Source organism: Limosilactobacillus agrestimuris (genome assembly GCF_943193105.1).
Classification (GTDB): Bacteria; Bacillota; Bacilli; order Lactobacillales; family Lactobacillaceae; genus Limosilactobacillus; species Limosilactobacillus agrestimuris.
Window position 1 is genome coordinate 32,448 of the sequence record NZ_CALPCW010000008.1, and the last position, 18,260, is coordinate 50,707.

15 protein-coding genes and 1 other RNA gene are annotated in these 18,260 nt (G+C 37.2%); 2 read left to right on the forward strand and 14 right to left on the reverse strand.

Annotated elements, in window-relative coordinates; genetic code table 11:
- Position 1: 1 nt before the first annotated feature.
- From NFR46_RS06100 to NFR46_RS06165, 14 genes are all read right to left on the reverse strand, one after another.
- Positions 2-1,384 (reverse strand): MATE family efflux transporter, encoded by a 1,383-nt coding sequence (locus NFR46_RS06100; protein ID WP_251575616.1) that lies wholly within the window; start codon positions 1,382-1,384, stop codon positions 2-4.
- Positions 1,368-2,627 carry a hypothetical protein gene (locus NFR46_RS06105; protein ID WP_251575618.1) on the reverse strand — a complete coding sequence of 420 codons (1,260 nt, stop codon included), beginning with the start codon at positions 2,625-2,627 and terminating at the stop codon, positions 1,368-1,370. The genes NFR46_RS06100 and NFR46_RS06105 overlap by 17 nt, the downstream gene beginning before the upstream one ends.
- A 16-nt stretch (positions 2,628-2,643) precedes the next feature.
- Positions 2,644-3,567, reverse strand: coding sequence for a glycosyltransferase family 2 protein (locus NFR46_RS06110; protein ID WP_251575620.1), 924 nt, complete (start codon positions 3,565-3,567; stop codon positions 2,644-2,646).
- Position 3,568: 1 nt separating this feature from the next.
- Positions 3,569-4,639, reverse strand: a complete 1,071-nt coding sequence (locus NFR46_RS06115; RefSeq protein ID WP_251575622.1) for a glycosyltransferase — start codon at positions 4,637-4,639, stop codon at positions 3,569-3,571.
- Between the two features lie 22 nt (positions 4,640-4,661).
- Positions 4,662-5,468, reverse strand: a complete 807-nt coding sequence (locus tag NFR46_RS06120; RefSeq protein WP_251575624.1) for a glycosyltransferase — start codon at positions 5,466-5,468, stop codon at positions 4,662-4,664.
- Positions 5,469-6,116 (reverse strand): sugar transferase, encoded by a 648-nt coding sequence (locus NFR46_RS06125; protein ID WP_251575626.1) that lies wholly within the window; start codon positions 6,114-6,116, stop codon positions 5,469-5,471. It abuts the gene before it with no gap.
- A 53-nt stretch (positions 6,117-6,169) separates the two neighbouring features.
- Positions 6,170-6,823, reverse strand: a complete 654-nt coding sequence (locus NFR46_RS06130; RefSeq protein ID WP_251575627.1) for a YveK family protein — start codon at positions 6,821-6,823, stop codon at positions 6,170-6,172.
- A 264-nt stretch (positions 6,824-7,087) separates the two neighbouring features.
- Entirely contained in the window at positions 7,088-8,605 is a 1,518-nt protein-coding gene (gene asp1 / locus NFR46_RS06135; protein WP_251575629.1) for an accessory Sec system glycosyltransferase Asp1, read from the reverse strand.
- Positions 8,605-10,149, reverse strand: coding sequence for a glycosyltransferase (locus tag NFR46_RS06140; RefSeq protein WP_251575631.1), 1,545 nt, complete (start codon positions 10,147-10,149; stop codon positions 8,605-8,607). Before NFR46_RS06140 ends, asp1 begins: the two co-directional genes overlap by 1 nt.
- Before the next feature lie 163 nt (positions 10,150-10,312).
- On the reverse strand, positions 10,313-12,286 hold the full coding sequence (locus NFR46_RS06145) for a KxYKxGKxW signal peptide domain-containing protein (RefSeq protein WP_251575633.1): 1,974 nt from the start codon (positions 12,284-12,286) through the stop codon (positions 10,313-10,315).
- Between the two features lie 355 nt (positions 12,287-12,641).
- Positions 12,642-13,460 (reverse strand): aldo/keto reductase, encoded by an 819-nt coding sequence (locus NFR46_RS06150; RefSeq protein WP_251575635.1) that lies wholly within the window; start codon positions 13,458-13,460, stop codon positions 12,642-12,644.
- A gap of 148 nt (positions 13,461-13,608) precedes the next feature.
- Positions 13,609-13,983, reverse strand: an RNA gene (gene rnpB, locus NFR46_RS06155) — RNase P RNA component class B.
- 14 nt (positions 13,984-13,997) lie between these two features.
- Positions 13,998-14,360 carry a cell division regulator GpsB gene (gene gpsB, locus NFR46_RS06160; RefSeq protein ID WP_191336754.1) on the reverse strand — a complete coding sequence of 121 codons (363 nt, stop codon included), beginning with the start codon at positions 14,358-14,360 and terminating at the stop codon, positions 13,998-14,000.
- A gap of 97 nt (positions 14,361-14,457) precedes the next feature.
- Positions 14,458-15,039 carry an SLOG family protein gene (locus NFR46_RS06165; protein WP_251575637.1) on the reverse strand — a complete coding sequence of 194 codons (582 nt, stop codon included), beginning with the start codon at positions 15,037-15,039 and terminating at the stop codon, positions 14,458-14,460.
- Between the two features lie 316 nt (positions 15,040-15,355).
- Here NFR46_RS06165 and recU point away from each other — a divergent pair, with 316 nt between their 5' ends.
- Positions 15,356-15,970, forward strand: a complete 615-nt coding sequence (recU, locus tag NFR46_RS06170) for a Holliday junction resolvase RecU (protein WP_102169274.1) — start codon at positions 15,356-15,358, stop codon at positions 15,968-15,970.
- A gap of 12 nt (positions 15,971-15,982) precedes the next feature.
- Entirely contained in the window at positions 15,983-18,238 is a 2,256-nt protein-coding gene (locus tag NFR46_RS06175) for a PBP1A family penicillin-binding protein (RefSeq protein WP_251575639.1), read from the forward strand.
- Positions 18,239-18,260: the final 22 nt, after the last annotated feature.

Genomic DNA, 18,260 nt, shown 5'->3' on the forward strand with positions numbered 1-18,260 from the left:
ATTAAACTTCCCGTAATATTTTTAAACGCATTATTAGTACACGTACTAAATAAATCACAACCATTATTACTGCTGCTTGCCACCAAGTCATCTTGTTTGCGATTAGGACAAACAAGACAGCCAAAACTATATCTAAAATTTCAAATGGCAGTACATTTACACTTAGCTCCTTACTTAATAGCAAATCCGCTAATACGTTCCGAAACATAATTGCAATAACCATACCAATAATAACCGCATACATACTACTAAAAATGTATGCTGCAACTAGGCCAATTAATAAGCTTAAAAAAATAGTAATAACATTAATTTTCAATAATAATACTTGCTTATTTAAAACCTTAAAGAAAGTATTTCCAATTAAATTCATTTTTGAATCAAAATAACAGATTGGTAATACCGTTGCTAAATAATTAATACTAACTGTATATTTAGGCAACCATTCTTTCAATAGAAAGCCCAACGGGAGGTAAGCAACATACATCAGTGGTAATAGATAAAACAAGACGCGATTTAACTTATCATAATATTGGGTCAATCGATCAGCTGACAATCTCCTTAAAGCCGGAAATAAAACTAAGCCGATCTGAGTAATAAAAGTCAATGCAAAATTCATTAAGGTTAAAGAGAATGAAACTTTACCAAAAGCAATCAATCCCCATCTAACATCAATAATTTGCCGACATACACCTAATATTAAAAGTGAGCAAATATTAGCAAACATTAAGCTGATTCCAACACGAATACTTAACCAGGACTCATTTATCCCTTTGCTCAACGAAAATGTACCAGTCATTAATTCTGGACGAAAAAGCCACAATAAATAAAGAAAAGCAATACAAATAGAAATAATGTAAAAGGTAATATAATAGTCAACATTGCGGATATTCAACATCATTAATAATATCTGAGAAATGAAGAAGATAATCCGAACTATAATAATTGACTTCGAATAAATGTTGGTTTCATTAATAGCTTGAAAAATAAACCCCAAGAAGTTATGTCCGGTATAAAAAAGGTAATAGCTTAATACTAATCCAAATAAAATTCGTCGCTGAGTCGAATGCGAATTAAGAATAAAAATTAGATTTACTAACATTCCTAATAATAATTGATATATCATCCCAACAATTAGTTGACTTTTAACCGCATCTTGGTCTAACTCATGACGATACATACCACCATAACGAAGATAGATCCCATCATTTAATCCTAAAGCTAAGCAAGGTACGTATGTACAATAAAAAAGAAAAAGTTGCCAATAGCTATATTCTGAAACACTAAGCACTTTTGGCAAAACTAAATTGGTACTGCAACTAACAATCAATGAAATTGCTTGAGCAGTAAACGCAAAGATAAAATTTTGTTTAACCTTTTTTTGCATTTTTCAATTTTCCATTCTTGATTAGTAAGTTACCTTGCTCTTGCTTACTATTTCTATAACATTGGTAATACATAGCAATAAACATATATAGTCCACAATCAAAATAGTGACCGAAGCGGAAAAGTCTCATAATGATGTAACAAAGACACATTCGACTAACGATTTTATAAACCGTAGTTGGACTATTTTTTCGGAAACGATAATAGTATAGTAATCCTATAAATAAAATTACTCCGACAATACCTAATTCAGAAATAATTCTCAACATTAAGGAATTAGCATCAAAGTTATTTTGCAATGCAATATTAGGGCCATATTGGCCAACAAAGTGATCATATGAAATTGGATGTGAACCCATACCACCACCCAAGCCTCGAGTCTTAATAAAGCTATCAACTGCAATGTTTTTATTTACAATTAGAGATTGGGTGCTTAAATTAACGGATCCTAAGCTCCCCTTACCCATAACTAACCCAATCGTATCGTTCAACCGTTGGTGGATAAAACTAACTTTGTTATAAACGGTTCCTAAGCACACAACAGTTATTAGTAAAATTAATAACTGTTTATAACTAGCTCCATACTCTAGTAAAATAACTAAAATAGAAATAATTACACCGAAAAAGCCACTGGAAGAACCAGTAAAAAGGAATCCAGCAAATACCACAATTAGCTCCCAAGGCTTTAATTTAAAGGTTTGAAACGACCTATAACGTCCCAGAAATTGGTAGATACCAAAAAAGAACAATGGAAAGAGAACTAATGCACAGTATGAAGGTTCATTCAAAAATGCAGCTGATCGTCCTACCGGAGTACGATCCTGATCTTTAATTAACCACGACATCGTTGCTAATGATGATATTCCAATAAGACTCATAAGGTATTGGAATATTGAAACAAAGGCCGTAAATATTGCCAATTGTTTATATAAGTGCAAATATGCAAACATATTGGAATCATTGACAAAGGTAAACCAATATGCCGCTGTAATACAGATCGAAATAAATTGTTGAAGAAATAAAACAAAAGTATCCGTCCCCATCATTACAGCAAAGTATGATTGGAAAAACACGATTGCCAAGGTAATTGCGATCGAATATACAATTCGAATTCGTTTAAGACTATACATAAGAATTATAAACTGTATCCCAATCAGCACTGGCATCGGAATTAAGGCATTTAAGAAAATTAATAATACCGATAGTCCAGGAATGGAAAACCAGCTAGCACGTTTTATTGTCATTTATCATCTTTCCTTCTTACCAATAATTCATCAATAATGAAATCCTAAACTCGTGGTTTAAATTACGATTTTCATGAATCTCATAAGTAGGATCAAAAGCCAATCGCATTCGCTCTACAAGACTTCCCTTTCCAAAATCCAAAGCATGTTGTAGTAATTCTCTGTTTACCTTTGGCATTTGCTCGCCATATAATTTAAGTAAATCACTTAACTGGCTACTCATGATTCTTGAATGTTGATGTTTTTCATTCCATACCTTTTGAATTTTGTCATTAATAGTATGGATTCCACCATCAACATTATTTCCGTGTTGACGATAGAACATCATCGGTTTTGAATCAAAAACAACTTTGCCACCAATTGCCAGACAGACCTTATGTATCCAATCATCATGCATTAGTAAATGCTTAGGAATAGGATGAATACGTAAAATGTCTCGTAACTTTTTATTCATTACCATTGTGCATCCAGTACAACAACTGTAAACAATTGCATTAGCGAATTTTTGTGTCGTAAAATGCTGTCCTCCACTGATTGGATTCAAATCTTTATCAGTCATTTTGAAATTTCCTGCATAGAGCATTGGAATTGAATGATCATTTTCTTCTAATAACGAAATTGCCCGGTTGATTTTATTTTTATTCCAAACATCATCTTGATCACTAAAAGCATAATAATCACTTTTGGGGCTATCAAATATTAGCTGCATAAAACTACGAGCAGTTTTTAAATTAGGACCAGAATAATAATGAAGTTGTGTATTATCTTGATACTCATTTAAGATTGATAAAGTTCGGTCTGTTGAGCCATCATCTCGAACTAACAATTGCACTTGAATACCCTGTTGCTTTAATATAGTTTCAATTTGTTGCCTAAGATACCGCTCACCATTATAAGTTGACATGAGAACTGTAACCTTTTTACCATTATTAATTCCCACTTTATATTTTCTCCTCTATGATTCGCCTAATTGTTTGTAGTAATGATTCATTACGGTAACTGAGATGAATTGGTCCTAAGTCTGAACTCACTTTTCCTTCAATTACTCTCCGCATTAACCGAGCTAATGCAACCGGATCTCGATAGTCAAAATAATAAACATTTGAATATCCAGATAATACTTCATGCGTCACTTCAATATCAGCTGCAAGAATAAGATCAGCTTTCTGAGCTGCTTCTAACATTGGTAACCCATAGCTCTCAATGTATGAAGGGAAAATCAAAACATGGTTCTCGTACATTCTTAATACTTTTTCACGAGGAATGAAACCTAATAATTCAACATTTTGATTTGCTGTTGGTAACTGGGTTTTTGTTAGAGTTAAGCTAACTTTAAAATTTTTTATCCCTTGATGATTCAATACTCGAATGGCATCTAATATTAATTGATGATTTTTATAAAGATAAGCAGTGGCAGGATAAAAGAAAGCAGTTTGTTGATTTTTATAAAGCTGATTATCATTAATAACTGGGACACGTGGACTAACAGTTATTATCTTTGATGCCTTTTGTTGTGTCTGCTGAACCACTGCCCTCTTCATCCAATTAGTCTGAACAATCGTGATGGGCTTTACCTTCGAGATAGTATACTTTATTACTTTGCCTACTAAGCGCTGATATAAAGCAATCTTTCTTTCGTCTTTTTTAAAAAAACTAAACCGATGCTCCTGATAAAATGGAATTGACTGATGTAAATAAACGATCTTTAATTTGCTTTGAACACCTAATGTAGCTATATTTTGCAAGGAAATAAAAACATCAGGATCGTATTGATTAATAAATTTACTCCCTGTGCCAAGCTCAAAAAGTAATTTTTTGATTTTACTTTGCTTCAAATCTTTACGAACAATAATTCTAACATTAGCCGAAGTTGGAAAATACTTTCCGGCTAGAATAAAAATCCATTCATTTTGGGAATCGTTTTGTAGAACATCATTATAAAAGTCTTCCAAAATTGAAAAGGTACCACCACTTTTGGGGGAAGCAGCATAATCGCTCACAACAATTCGCATTTTAAACCACCTTCAATCATCATCAATACCATTGCCAGCCCCATTTATTGAAATATTTAACCATACTTTGGATCATTGGAAACATTCCTTTAAAGGAGTGGTTAACTCGCCGCCAACCATGATAAACGGTAAACGAAGGAAAAATTACCACCCGGCCAATTTTTGACAATCTAACTGTTAAATCAGTATCTTCAAAATACATAAAGAATCGCGGATCGAATCCCTTTACCTGCTTGAAAGCTTCGGTTCTTAGTAACATAAACGAACCAGTCGCGTTCTCTTCATTTTGAATATGATCATACCCTGTAAAGCGTTTAGTAAAGCGATACTGACGCTTAGGAAAAGCTTTTGGTCCAAGAAAACGAATAAATAAATCAAAAACTGTTGGTAATTCACGATTTAAATACTGAATTTCACCTGTTTTTGCATCTCTCACTAACGGTGAAAGTAATACTACATTATCATGCTGGTCAAGATACTCAACAGCATTTTGAAATCCTTTTAAGTCATCTAATTTAATATCCGGGTTCATTACCAAATGATATTGAGAGTTTAATCTCGACAATACAGTATTATGTCCCTTACCAAATCCCTGATTATTCTTTAATTCAATAAAGTTAACTACACTGCTAACCTCAGCAAAAACTGATTGTTCAATTTTTATTGTAGGAGAACCATTATCAATTAGATAAAAGCTGAATTGATAATCAGTTAATGTCATTAGCTTTTCTATATTATCTTTTGTTTGCTGTAACTCGGCTCGTGTAGGATTATAGAAGACTACCGCAACAGAAATTTTATTTTTGGGTTGTATGTTCGAAGTTTTCATTTAACTTTTACTCTTCCCTCCATTAATCCCCCGCCCACTAATTACATCAACAACAGTTCGTATTAAGATAATTAAGTCTAGGAACATATTTACATTTCGAGCATATGAAGCATCAATCTGCGCCTTTTTAGATCCAATCAAATCATCTCGACCATTAATCTGAGCAAGTCCGGTAATCCCTGGTAAAACTTTAGTTGCCCCCAATTCAGTTCGCATTTTCAAGACAATAGTTTCATTAGGAATTAATGGTCGCGGTCCAATAATAGACATTTCGCCTTTAACCACATTAAATAGCTGAGGAAGTTCATCTAGGCTAGTTCTTCTTAGCTTCTGTCCAAGTGAAGTTACGTATTCTTCTGGATGAGCAAATTCTTCTGTTGATAGTTGGTGCGGAGCTGTTCCAACCATCGTTCGAAATTTATAAATAGTAAAAGGAATATTATTTTTACCAATTCGAGTCTGTTTAAACAATACTGGCTCACTAGGAGAAGATGTTTTTATTAGAGTAGCGATAATAATCATCGGGATAGCTAAAATAACAATTGCAATTACACTAAATAAGAGGTCAAAAAAGCGTTTAATTAAATCACGATAGAGCTGAAATTTAAATATATTCTGGTTGCTCAGTTTTGGCTTTTCTTTAGTCATTGCAAAATTCACCCCTCCCTCTTTAGATTAAATTATTTTGAATAAGAAGAAATTTAATCAACTTCCTCAAAGACAGCAACTACAGTACCTAAGAAAAATCCCAGCAGAGCTCCTCCCAATGCAAATAGTAATACATTAGGAAATGATGATTTAGTTGGAACAATAGCACGTGACGTTACTTTTGTATTATTGAAACCCATAATATTTTTAATTCTCTTTTGGAAAGTATCCGTAACCGTGTTTGCTATTGTAGCAGCTTCTTGAGCATTAGGTGCTTTTGCTCGCAATTCAAATACTTGCGCATTTTGGATAGTTCTAACACTAACCATCTTTTTCAGCTTTTTATAAGATAACTGATAAGCAGGTTGATCAGTATCTTCTGGCTGTGCTAATTGCTTTTGCGCACTACTCAAAATTTGATGATTAGTAATTAATTCTTTATAAGTATTAATCATTTGAACATCAGCTTGCTGATTATTGAAGGCTTGTCCATTTGCAGTAGCATTTTTTTGATTTACTAGAATCTGAGCAGTTGATGTATATTGTGGTTCAAGAGCATATTTGGCTACCGCGAACCCACCACCAGCTACTAACACAGTCATGATTAAGATCAAGAAAAAATGGCTCTTCATAATTCTCAGAAGTTGCCATAATGTGATGCTACCATCGTCATATTGTTTTTGATTTGCCGTCTGCGTTTCGTTCACGTTTTTTTCTCCTTTGCCTAATGATAGTTAGCGATAGTGCTCCCATCACTCACTATCAAAAATCAATTTGACACCCTATAAATATAAACTAAATCCTGCCCTTTGTAAATTGGTAATAACGAAAGGAACTGCTATTTTACGCAAAAAGGAGTCGCGTTTTTTCGGTAGCGTATGATTAAAATTTAACAATCAAATTTTAGACATACTTCTCTCTAAAAAACACGACTCTAGTATTAAGACTATCTAATTTTATAAAATTGAAAGCTATTTATTTGGTGCTTGATTGAGCAGTGATTGCCATTGCTTCCAAGTAGCTTGATTATCAATACTGTTAATCTGATCATAGGCACCATCACTTAATTTTTGTAATTTCTCAGGATTATTCAATAACTCAGAAATAACTTCTATCATCTTATTAGCATTATTCAATGACACTAATACTCCATTAACATTCGACTCAACTAATTCATTTGGACCATATTGGTAGTCGTAGCTAACAACCGGAACTCCGTGACTTAATGCCTCAGCCATTGATAATGGTTCAGCATCCGTGATACCAGTATCGACCATTAATTGAGCTCCGTCATAAGCTTCATTAAGGTGTGATTGATATCCAGCGAAAATAACATTGTTACTTAACCCTGCTTTTTCAATTTGCTCTCTATATCGTTTTGTATCCTCAGGTGTGCCGTAACCAAACAACGCTAATTGAGCATCTGGAATCTTTTTATGAACTCTTTCAAAAATTGATAATAGTTCTCCGGTACCCTTATCTTCGCCTAATCGTCCAACGTAAATAATTTGTTTGTTACGACGATCATTAATTGGTATTTTATTCAATGCGTGTGAAACAGGCGATGCATTAATCGCATATATTGGTAACTTATTATTAACGATCTTACGAAGATCGGCTCGCTGTTGCTCGGTATCAACGATCACTCCATTCCATTGATTAGCACTGGTAGTCAATGCTGGTCCAATGAGAACATTTAACGGGCCTTTAACTGGATTAACACCAGGTGAAACATGGTTAAAAGGAATACTAAGGTATTTTTTAGCATCCAAACTTTGCATTGCACCGACAGTTGGTATTGCACTAGCTGGTCGTTCAGCAATAAATGTATTTTGTTCATTATTACTCTTATCTAACTCTTCCAAAAAGAAGATTGCTAACTCGTTAGCATCGTTAAAATAATATTCATGACCATGATAATCTTTTAAGATATTTAACGAGTTAATTGGGGTGTTTTGAACTGATTGAACATAAAATTTTTCCAAGTAAACCGATCCGTCAGGGCGATAATAACGTTCATTATGGATCTCCCCACCCTGACCATAAAATTGTTCAACAGCTTTAAATCCACGAATATCATAACGCTCAGTTAAAGTTCTATTGCCAGCTTGATCATAATAATCGACGTGATCAACTTGACCCAAGGTACCGCCAATAAAATAGGTCCTAGCAACTAGACGATCCATTTTTTTTACATCATGACTATCATTTCCCGCACCAACCTGATATTCAGGTGAAAAGTTCAAGTCAGTATCAAACAATTTATGCCCCTGATACTCTGTAGTTTGCGCAAAGAAATCATATAGGTTAACTAATTGACTATCATCTAGTTCGAATCGTTTAAGGGTAGCATGGATAATTGGATCAAAATCTAAGGTTACCATTTTGGCATCAACATTATTTCTTTTAAACAGTTTTAATCGTTTAATTATAGTATGTTCAATACTAGAATTGCTACTTAGTAAATACTGATCAACAAAGTAAAACACTATTTATTAGCCCCCTTTTCATTCACATCATTAATAATTTGTTGCCACAAATTCATTACAGCTGGCTCGGAGTAACGATAACTATCTTCATAAGCGTTCTTACTCATTTCGGCTAACTTCTTCTGATCAGTTAATAACGTAGTAACAGTCTTAGCTAATCCTTTGATATCTCCATTACGAGTCAGCACACCGTCGCGACCATTAATAATAATGTCTCCTGGGCCATATTTAATATCATTAGCAACCATCGGTAATCCATGAGATTCAGCTTCCACTAATGCAATTGATAGCCCTTCAGCATTAGAAGGTAATACCATCAACTGAGCTTGATCATCAACTTTTCCAACTTCGGTAGTAAATCCTTTAAATTTAACACTATCTGCAATCCCAAGAGATTTAACTAATTCTTTTAATCGCTTATCATAGCCTTCGTTTGCATATCCCCAAAGGTCTAAAGTGGCATCTGGTACTTGTTCCAGAATTTTAGGCCAAGCGCTAATAAGATGTTCTTGTTGCTTCTCTGGAGATAAACGAGCTACTATGACAACCTTATGCAATTTACGTTGCTCAAATGGCACGTGAGGAGAATTACGCACCTTATCAGAAACAATTGCGCTAGGGATTCTGTAGATTGGCACTCCATACTTACCAAGACGCAGCTTTACATCATCTTGCTGTTGCAGTGTTAACGCAATAATACCGTCCCAGTCACGAATATGAGCAAATCCCCACGCATAATTGTAATTGTAGGAAGAATTCATCACATCAGCAGGATTATTAACATGGTTACTGTGTAATTGCATATATCTCGGAACGCGTTCTTTCATGTTCAATACTGACTCTGCTAATTCATAGTTCCGATCGACAATCAAGCCAACGGGTTCATTACCACAAATCGATTGATCAGTCACAAGTTGATCTAAAAAGAAACTAAAGAGCTCAGCTAATCCAGTAAATTGATAGTTATGACCTTTGTAATTAAATAGATGGTAACTATCAATTATTTGAGAACCACGATTAAACAAATGTGATAGTTGAATAACTAATTTGCCATCCGGGGTATAGTAATTTTCGGTTGAAATTCTGCCTTTCCAGTCATACAAATGCTCAACTGAAACAAAACCTCGGTTATCATACCACTGAACCTTTAATAATTTACCATAGTGGTCAAAGTATTGAACATTCATAATAGTCTTTTCATTATCGTTATTTCGACGAACATATAAAATCTGTCGACCATTATTCTCGTATATATAATCGTTACCGTTAGCCTTTCGCTTCCACGATTGGTTAATTGATAAATCACTAATCGTTATTTTTTTCGTTGGGACTAGACGGGCATCTTGAAAGAAATCAAACATATTAACGAAATATTGATCATCAATACCAGAATCACCAATAACCTGATGTAAAAGATTATTATATCTTCTGGTTACAATCATTGCCGACTGATTGTTCTTTTTAAATAAATTAAGGCGTTGGATTTGTGCAAATTCAATTCCCGACTTATTAGGTAGGATTGCATCATTTAGGAAAAAAAGCATACAATAAATTCCCTTCTTTATAAATCATGATCCAATTTTAACATATTTAAATATAGTAAACTTAATAGTGTTTAATTAATTTCAAAAAAAGCCTCAAGCAAAATGCTTGAGGCTTTTTCTTATTAGTACGAACAAATTAAGTCTAAATTATCTCGGGAGGTAATTAGAATTCACGCTTCTTAGCAGCAAGACCAAGACCAAACATAGCTGAAACGGCACCCAATGCTACAACAGCAGCAGTGTTTTCGTTACCAGTTTGTGGCAATGCCTTAGAATCGTTTTGTGAAGCTTCACGACTTGCAGATGCAGCAGCATTACTGTTTGCAGCAAATGCAACAGCAGCAGCCTTGTTACCGGAAACAGTAGTAGCAGCAGCGGCATGACTACCACCATTTACAGCTGAACCTGCTGGCTTAGCTACATTTGAAGTAGTTACGCTTGAAGCATTGCTGTTATTTGAAGCGTTTGAACCTTGGCTACCACTTGTAGCACTTGAATTAGATGAAGCACTTGAGTTTGAGCCAGAGTTTGGAGTATCAGAATCAGGCTTCAAAGCATTAAGAGCATCTAATGCATCTTGGTATGCTTGCTTTGCAGAAGCTAAGTTAGCATTAGCAGTAGTTAATTGAGCATTAGCAGCATCAACAGCAGCTTGAACATCCTTAACGGCAGCCAAGTTTGCCTTAACATCATTTAACTTCTTAGTTGAAGCAGCAGCCTTAGCGTTCCATTGGTTAACAATTTCAACAAGGTCAGATACAGGCATTTGAACAGTTTGAGTACCTTCATTTACAGATACTGTTTGCTTCAAGACATTCTTAAGATTGTCTTGGGCATCCTTAACGGAACCGTAAACAAGAGCATCAGCTTCTGCACTGGCTTGAACAGCTTGAGCTGAAGCCAAGGCAGCACCATTAGCACTAGTCTTGTTAGCGTTGTAATTAGCTTGTGCATCAGAAACAGCAGCATTAGCTGAAGTCAATGCAGCTTGTGCACTAGTAGCGTTAACTACAGCATCTGAAGCTGCGCTGTAACCAGTAGCATCAAGTTGGTGTTGGTAACTCTTAGCCCAGTTAGCATCAGTAGCAGCTTGAGTTTCAATCTTCTCAAGTTGTTGATCGTTTGGAAGATTGTGAGCATCCATAGCAGCAAGGTATGCCTTTTCAGTTTGTGAAACAGCAGCTTGTGCAGCAACAGAAGCTTGGTAAGCATTTTCATTAGCAGCCTTAGCAGTTAAGAATGCTGAAATCTTAGTTAAAGCATCCTTAACAGCGTTCATAGTGTTAGTGTTCTTTTCTTCTAAGTTGTTGAAGTATTGAACATCAGCCTTTGCTGAGTTTAATTGGTAAGCATAAGTAGTGTTCAATGCATAAGCTGCAGAGTTGTACTTCTTTTCCATGTTAACAGCTGCAGTTGCAAGCCGATCAGCATTAGAAGCATTGTTAGCAGCTGCAGTAGAAGCTGCAGACTTCAAGTTGTTAGTTTGAGTAGCCAAGTCGGCAACGTAAGCTGATTGTACGTTGTAGTTTTCTTGAGCGTCACTAACCTTTTGATCGTATTGTGGCTTAGCAGCAGCTACAGAAGCTTGAGCTGAACTAGTTTCAGCTGAAATAGCGTTCCAGTATGCAACAGCCTTGTTGGCAGCCTTTTGATCATTAGCAGCAAAGCCTTGAGCATTAGCAGCGGTAGTAATAGCACCTTCTGCATTAGCACTAGCTTGATCAAAATCACTTTGTGCATCTACAGAGTTCTTATTAGCAGCAGCACGCTTAGCAAGAGCATCACTGTAAGCAGTTTGTGCCTTGTTAACAGCAGCAACGTCTGAGTTCAAGTTGTTAGCTGAGTTAACAGCAGCTTGCGCATCAGAAACAGCTTGTTGTGCCTTAACAACATTGTCACTAGCAGCAGAAACAGCAGCAGTTGCTGATTGAATTTGATCGCTGTTACCAGTTTGTGCAGTAGCAGTGTTAGCTACTTCAACAGTTTGTTGATCGTTAGCAGTAGCAGCAGAAGCAGTGTTGTTAGCGTTAGCCAATGCTAAACCAGCAACAGCTGCAGTAGTAGCAAGTCCAGCATAAACGATGCTCTTACCAGACTTGTACATCTTGTAATGTAAAGCATTATTACGGTTTTCCATAATAATAATCCTCGCCTTTGAATAAACATATAAAAAGTACTAATTGGATCCAATAATTACTTTGAATCATCATTACTATATTAGACTTGTGATAAAATTTCAACTATTTTTAACAAATTATTCTCGTTTTCGTAACAAAATGATAAAGCAATTCACAGATTTATAAGAAGTTGTCAATTAAGTAAGTTAAAGCCACTTTTGTAGTGATAAGTTAAAAGTAATGAATTTCACTTGCCAATTATTGTTATTAAAGAATCTTAAATCAATCCATTAGGAGAGCTCGCTTACCCCTCCCCACTTTAAAAGTGCAATTTCACTTATCTATTTATTAGCGAAAAACTTTTTAAAATATTTTTTAGTAGTTATTTTCCTGCATTGCAGCTGGCCAACCATCAATTGACTTCTTAGCATCAAGATCACGAAGTTTTGCCATTTCCTCACCATTAAGTTCAAAGTCAAAAATATCAATATTTTCTTCTATATGTTTAGTGTTCAATGATTTAGGAATAACAGCAATTCCACATTGATTTAAGTAGCGTAAGGTAACCTGAGCTGGTGTCTTTTGATATTTATCGCCAATTTCTTTTAGAACAGGAATGTCTAAGAAGCCTGGATTAGCTTCTCCTAGTGGGGCATACGATTCATGAACAATATTATTTGCTGTCAAATAATCATGCATCCGTTGTTGCTGCCAAAGAATATGGGTCTCAATTTGGTCAATAACCGGTTTAATTGATGAATGATCCATAATCTCTTGAACTTGTGGTTCATTAAAGTTACTTAAGCCAATTGCACGGATCTTACCTTCCTGATATGCATCTTCCAATGCTCGATAAGTTTCTAGATCATTCCCCATTGGCCAATGGATTAGTACAAGATCAAAGTAGTCTTGATTGAAGTCAAGCAGTGAGCCATCTAGCCCTTTCTTAGTCTCTTCATAACCACTCGTTTGTACTTTAGTCGTTACAAATAGTTGCTCACGATCAAGGCCGCTTTCCTTAATTGCTTCGCCAACCCCCTCTTCATTACCATAGTATTGTGCTGTATCAATCATTCGGTATCCTAGGCGAAGCGCTTTAGCAACATTCAATAAAGTAGTGTTTGGTGTAATTTGATATGTCCCAAATCCAAGCATTGGCATTTCAATGCCATTATTTAGTTTTACAATTTTCATGTGGTTCATCTCCTTATCCCTATTATATTCTTTCTATTTGTGGTTTGTTATTTTTAGTTTTAGTTAAAGTAAATATCTGCTTATTGTCGAATGAATAAAATTTTAAAATAAAAAAGCCCGGGCGAACCCGGACTACCTGAATGCAAGAATCTGTAGGCCATGTTTTGTCGTAGTACAGCTATCAGGTAAAAGCTATACCGAGGTAATCATCTATCTCAGAGCAAAATGCTCCCCCCTGGAATCGCTTCAATTTGCTATCCAAAGCTCCCCTACCGTAGTTTGGGTTTACCGCTTGAGGGGTTTACCGCGTTCCACCGATAAGGTTTCCCCTGTCGTATCGTCACTGTGGCACTTTTCAGGAATACTCGGACATAGTAAAACCGTAGTCGTTTCTTCCGCCGTTACCGAATAAATCGGCACCCCGCCTTATTTTTTCAGCGAGCACAAACACTACAGGCATCGCAGCCTGTGCGAGCATGGACCTTCCTAACATAACATAAGCTATGCTCAATTACCCAAGACTTGCATATTAAATTATTAAAGTAAGTGTGAGTCGTTCTCTTGACCATTAGCCCCCATTTGGGAACCAAAGACCCGGCGTTCCAGATTAGATAACCGCTTAAGGATATCCATGTTAGTAGCGTTAGAAACCGGTTGAGAAGCAGCTCCATTGTTCATTGATGAACCAACCTCAACTTGGCGGTTAAGTTCATCAACCTTAGCACGAAGTCGTTCGTTTTCACTATTTAAGCGATCAACTTCTTTGTTAAAGGTGTCATAATCCTTGATAACATCATCCAAGAAGGAATCAACGTCAGCTTCATCATAGCCCTTTCCGATGTTCCGTTCTTTGAATTGCTTATGCAAAATATCTTGTGGAGTAAATTTAATGTTATCCAATTTGTACACCTCAATTGCTAAACTTCAAAAGTACATTAATTATGATACCGAACTCATTCCCTAAATTCAAGCACTTTCCCTTGATATTCAAGAAATTCTAAAATTTATCTCGTTTTTCCGCATCACGTTGACGTTCTTGCCACTCAATTGCAGTTTCTTGAAGTTCATCAAAATCAATTAATCGGTAGGAATAATCATTATCTTTTTGGAACTTTTGAATTGCTTTGTAATCGTACTTTTCCTTTCCCTCATGGTCGGGATCATAAATCAACAGTGCTTCATCAGTATGGGTTAACATAAAGCGCTGAAAAGCACGTAATTGTTGAGGTGATTGGTATGGGTGCTCGCTGACGCTTGCACTAAAATCAACAGCTGATTGTAGTTTAGCTAGTTTTGCCTGGTTGTTTTCATTCCACTGTTGACCAAACTCGGTAAATGGCAGCATCATTGAAACTTTCAATCGCGGATAATCTTCTTTCAATTCTAACGCAATTTCAATTGCCCATTGCTCAGTTCCTAACTGAGGACCAGTAATCAACCAAAATTCTTCATCACTCTCTTCTAGTCGTGCTTTTAGTTCACGAGAAAGGACATCTTTGATTACAGTAACTTTTGGATCATCATCCTTGAAAACATTTAATTCATAGCTCCGGTAACCCGTGATCCATAATCGACGCATTTAATCGCCACCTTTTTCTACTATTATATAGGTAAAGTTATTTTTAGAGGAAGTGTTTATTTACTGCAACAAGCTCAGGAACTGTTTGCCAAGAACTTGCTAGAGCTAACCTCCTACTGCAACATAGCCCAAACGTGTTCGCCCTAACCTTCCTCGAGCTAACGACCTCCGACTCCGACGACAAGACGTCGCTCGTCGGAGAAATCGTTAGCTCGAGGAAGGTTTTAACGGGCTCACACTCTAAATTTAAACATTCTGTATCAATCATCTTGATGTATCTCTGGTATAATACTTCTAGTTAGGAGAGTGATCAATGGTGAATATTCACTATCCCAATGGTCAGCAACCGAAGCGGGAGTATAACCCGCAACGAGATTTGCCGACCCCCCATCAATCGATTTACGCAAAACGGGGAATGTCACTGGAAGATGAAATTAATCATAGCAACCAGTATTATTTAGCAAACCACATTGCTGTGATTCATAAGAAGCCAACACCAATCCAGTTAGTCAAGGTTGATTATCCAAAGCGGAGTGCTGCTGTTATTAAAGAAGCATATTTCCGTCGACCATCAACCACTGATTATAACGGTGTCTATAAGGGCTACTACATCGACTTTGACGCGAAGGAAACGCGGAATAAGCGGTCGTTCCCGTTAAAGAATTTTCATCCCCACCAAATTCGCCACATGCGTGAATGTATCAAACAGGGTGGGATCTGTTTCGCATTTATTAAATTTACCGAATTAGATCTTATTTATTTACTACCAGCTACCAACCTGTTTGAATTCTGGGATCAGCAAGAATCCGGCGGTCGAAAATCAATTCCGCTTGCTTCAATTGAGAAGTGCGGCTATCAAATTGGTTACCGGCTTAATCCCCGTCTTCCGTACTTGGAAGCAGTCGACCGAATTATTGCTAATACAAAGTAAAAGGAGAATATCATGTCGAATAACGATGAACCACGGCGCGAAGATCAGTATCGCGCTGATGGTAGTTACGATGATGGCGGAAAAAAGCCATTGTTAAAGCGCATCCTCCTCTGGATAGCAGGGGCAATTGTCCTCCTATTCGTGGCTGGATGTGCACTATTTTTCTACTACGCTTCAAGTGCCCCGAAGATCAGTCAACGGGAATTATCAAGTCAGAACACAACGATTATCTATGATGCCAACAATAAGGTAATTTCTCGGCTTGGTGCTCAAAAACGGGATTATGCTAAAGATTCGCAAATTCCTGACACTTTGAAACACGCGGTAGTCGCAATCGAAGACCGACGTTTCTATAAGCATCATGGGGTTGATGTTCGGCGAATTTTCGGTGCCGCGATCAACAACGTGATTGGTCGTTCAGACGGAATGCAGGGTGGAAGTACCCTAACTCAACAACTGGTTAAATTATCGGTCTTCTCAACTGCTCAATCTGATCGGACCTTCAAGCGGAAAGCCCAAGAAGCCTGGTTGGCCTTAAATGTTGAACGACACTTCAGTAAGGATCAAATTCTTAAGTACTACATTAATAAGGTTTACATGGGTAATGGGGTCTACGGAATGCGAACTGCTGCCCAGTATTATTATGGTAAAGAATTGAAAGATTTGGATCTTTCACAGTTAGCTTTGCTTGCCGGAATGCCTCAATCACCAACTAACTACAATCCGCTTGCTTCGAATACTAAGTACGCGACTGCACGGCGGAATGAAGTTTTGAACGCGATGGTTCGGGCTGGCTACATTACTAAGTCTGCTGCTCAAAATGCTGCCAGTGAAAGTGTTACTGATGGCCTCGACCCAGATCATGGTGACGTTGAATCAAGTGAGACTAACGTTAAGGAAAAGATCGTTGATCCGTACGTCAAGGAAGTTCTCGCTCAATTACAAGCAGAAGGATACAATCCAAACACTGACGGCTTGCTGGTACACACCAACATGGATCTGGGTGCTCAAAAGAAGTTATACAACGCTGCAAATAGCGAAATTTCCTTCCAAAACGACCAAATGCAAGCTGGGGCAGCGGTTACCGATCCACATAATGGTCAAGTGATTGCCATGCTTGGTGGTCGGCATTCTAATGTGATTTATGGTCTTAACCGGGCTGTTCAGGAAAACCGGAGTTCTGGTTCTACTGCTAAGCCACTGATGGATTATGGTCCGGCAATTGAGTATCTTCAATGGCCAACGTTCAAGACCGTTTCTGATACGAAGTTCTACTGGCCAGGAACAAATAAAGTTCTTCACGACTTTGATAACAAGTACAAGGGGAACATGACAATGCGTTCCGCACTGGTCGAATCACGAAACGTTCCTGCTATTCGGACACTGCAGGAAGTCGGGATTAAACGGGCAACAACCTTCTTAGGTGGCTTAGGAATTTCGCAAAAGGATCCTTACACCCTCCAAAACGGGATTGCCCTCTACATTTCCCCACTTCAAATGTCAGCCGCCTATGCAGCCTTTGCTAACGGTGGGACTTACTATAAGCCATACTACATTAGTTCAATCACTACCATGGATGGTAAAACCAAGACCTACTCTCCTCATGGTAAGCGAGCAATGAGTAAGGCGACCGCATACATGATGACTGATATGTTAAAGGGAGTCTTCACTAATTCTGCTTCTACTGGGACCTCTGCTTACTTAAGCGGTGTTCACCAGGCCGGGAAGACCGGGACAACCGACTTCCCTAATCGTAACCAATCAGGAGTAATGGATTCCTGGATGGCTGGTTACACGAAGAACTACTCGATCGGAATCTGGACTGGTTTTGATCACCCAATGAATGGTGGCGCAATCTCCACCCAATATGAACGAACTGCGGTCCTCCTCTACAAGAGCATCATGCAGTACCTTGATGAGCAAAACCACGCTTCAAACTGGAAAATGCCAGATACTGTTGAGGCTGTCCGGGTAAACGGTAAGCGTCAACTCGTTATTAAAGATTCCAAGTGGGCATTAATGTATGGCGCTTGGGATGGCGGGGATGACGATAATGAATCATCCCGTTCCGACTCTAGTTCAAGTTCTAGTTCTTCTTCAGGCAGTCGGAGTGAATCAATTTCTGAAAGTCGCTCCATTGAAAGCATCTTAAATGGTGGCTCAAGAAATGAAAGTAATTCATCTTCAACTACGCAAAGTAGCAGTGCTAGTTCTGCCTCATCTACTAATCCAACACCACCAGCTCCGAACACTGGTAATGGTCAATAATTATTAACATAAAAGCTAAAGG

What these genes read in the sequence shown, in the direction of transcription:
- NFR46_RS06120 (WP_251575624.1), bottom strand. Translation starts at nt 5,468, where the DNA reads ATGAAAACTTCGAACATACAACCCAAAAATAAAATTTCTGTTGCGGTA.
- NFR46_RS06175 (WP_251575639.1), top strand. Translation starts at nt 15,983, where the DNA reads ATGTCGAATAACGATGAACCACGGCGCGAAGATCAGTATCGCGCTGAT.
- NFR46_RS06115 (WP_251575622.1), bottom strand. Translation starts at nt 4,639, where the DNA reads ATGCGAATTGTTGTGAGCGATTATGCTGCTTCCCCCAAAAGTGGTGGT.
- NFR46_RS06150 (WP_251575635.1), bottom strand. Translation starts at nt 13,460, where the DNA reads ATGAAAATTGTAAAACTAAATAATGGCATTGAAATGCCAATGCTTGGA.
- NFR46_RS06100 (WP_251575616.1), bottom strand. Translation starts at nt 1,384, where the DNA reads ATGCAAAAAAAGGTTAAACAAAATTTTATCTTTGCGTTTACTGCTCAA.
- NFR46_RS06140 (WP_251575631.1), bottom strand. Translation starts at nt 10,149, where the DNA reads ATGCTTTTTTTCCTAAATGATGCAATCCTACCTAATAAGTCGGGAATT.
- NFR46_RS06125 (WP_251575626.1), bottom strand. Translation starts at nt 6,116, where the DNA reads ATGACTAAAGAAAAGCCAAAACTGAGCAACCAGAATATATTTAAATTT.
- NFR46_RS06105 (WP_251575618.1), bottom strand. Translation starts at nt 2,627, where the DNA reads ATGACAATAAAACGTGCTAGCTGGTTTTCCATTCCTGGACTATCGGTA.
- NFR46_RS06165 (WP_251575637.1), bottom strand. Translation starts at nt 15,039, where the DNA reads ATGCGTCGATTATGGATCACGGGTTACCGGAGCTATGAATTAAATGTT.
- NFR46_RS06145 (WP_251575633.1), bottom strand. Translation starts at nt 12,286, where the DNA reads ATGGAAAACCGTAATAATGCTTTACATTACAAGATGTACAAGTCTGGT.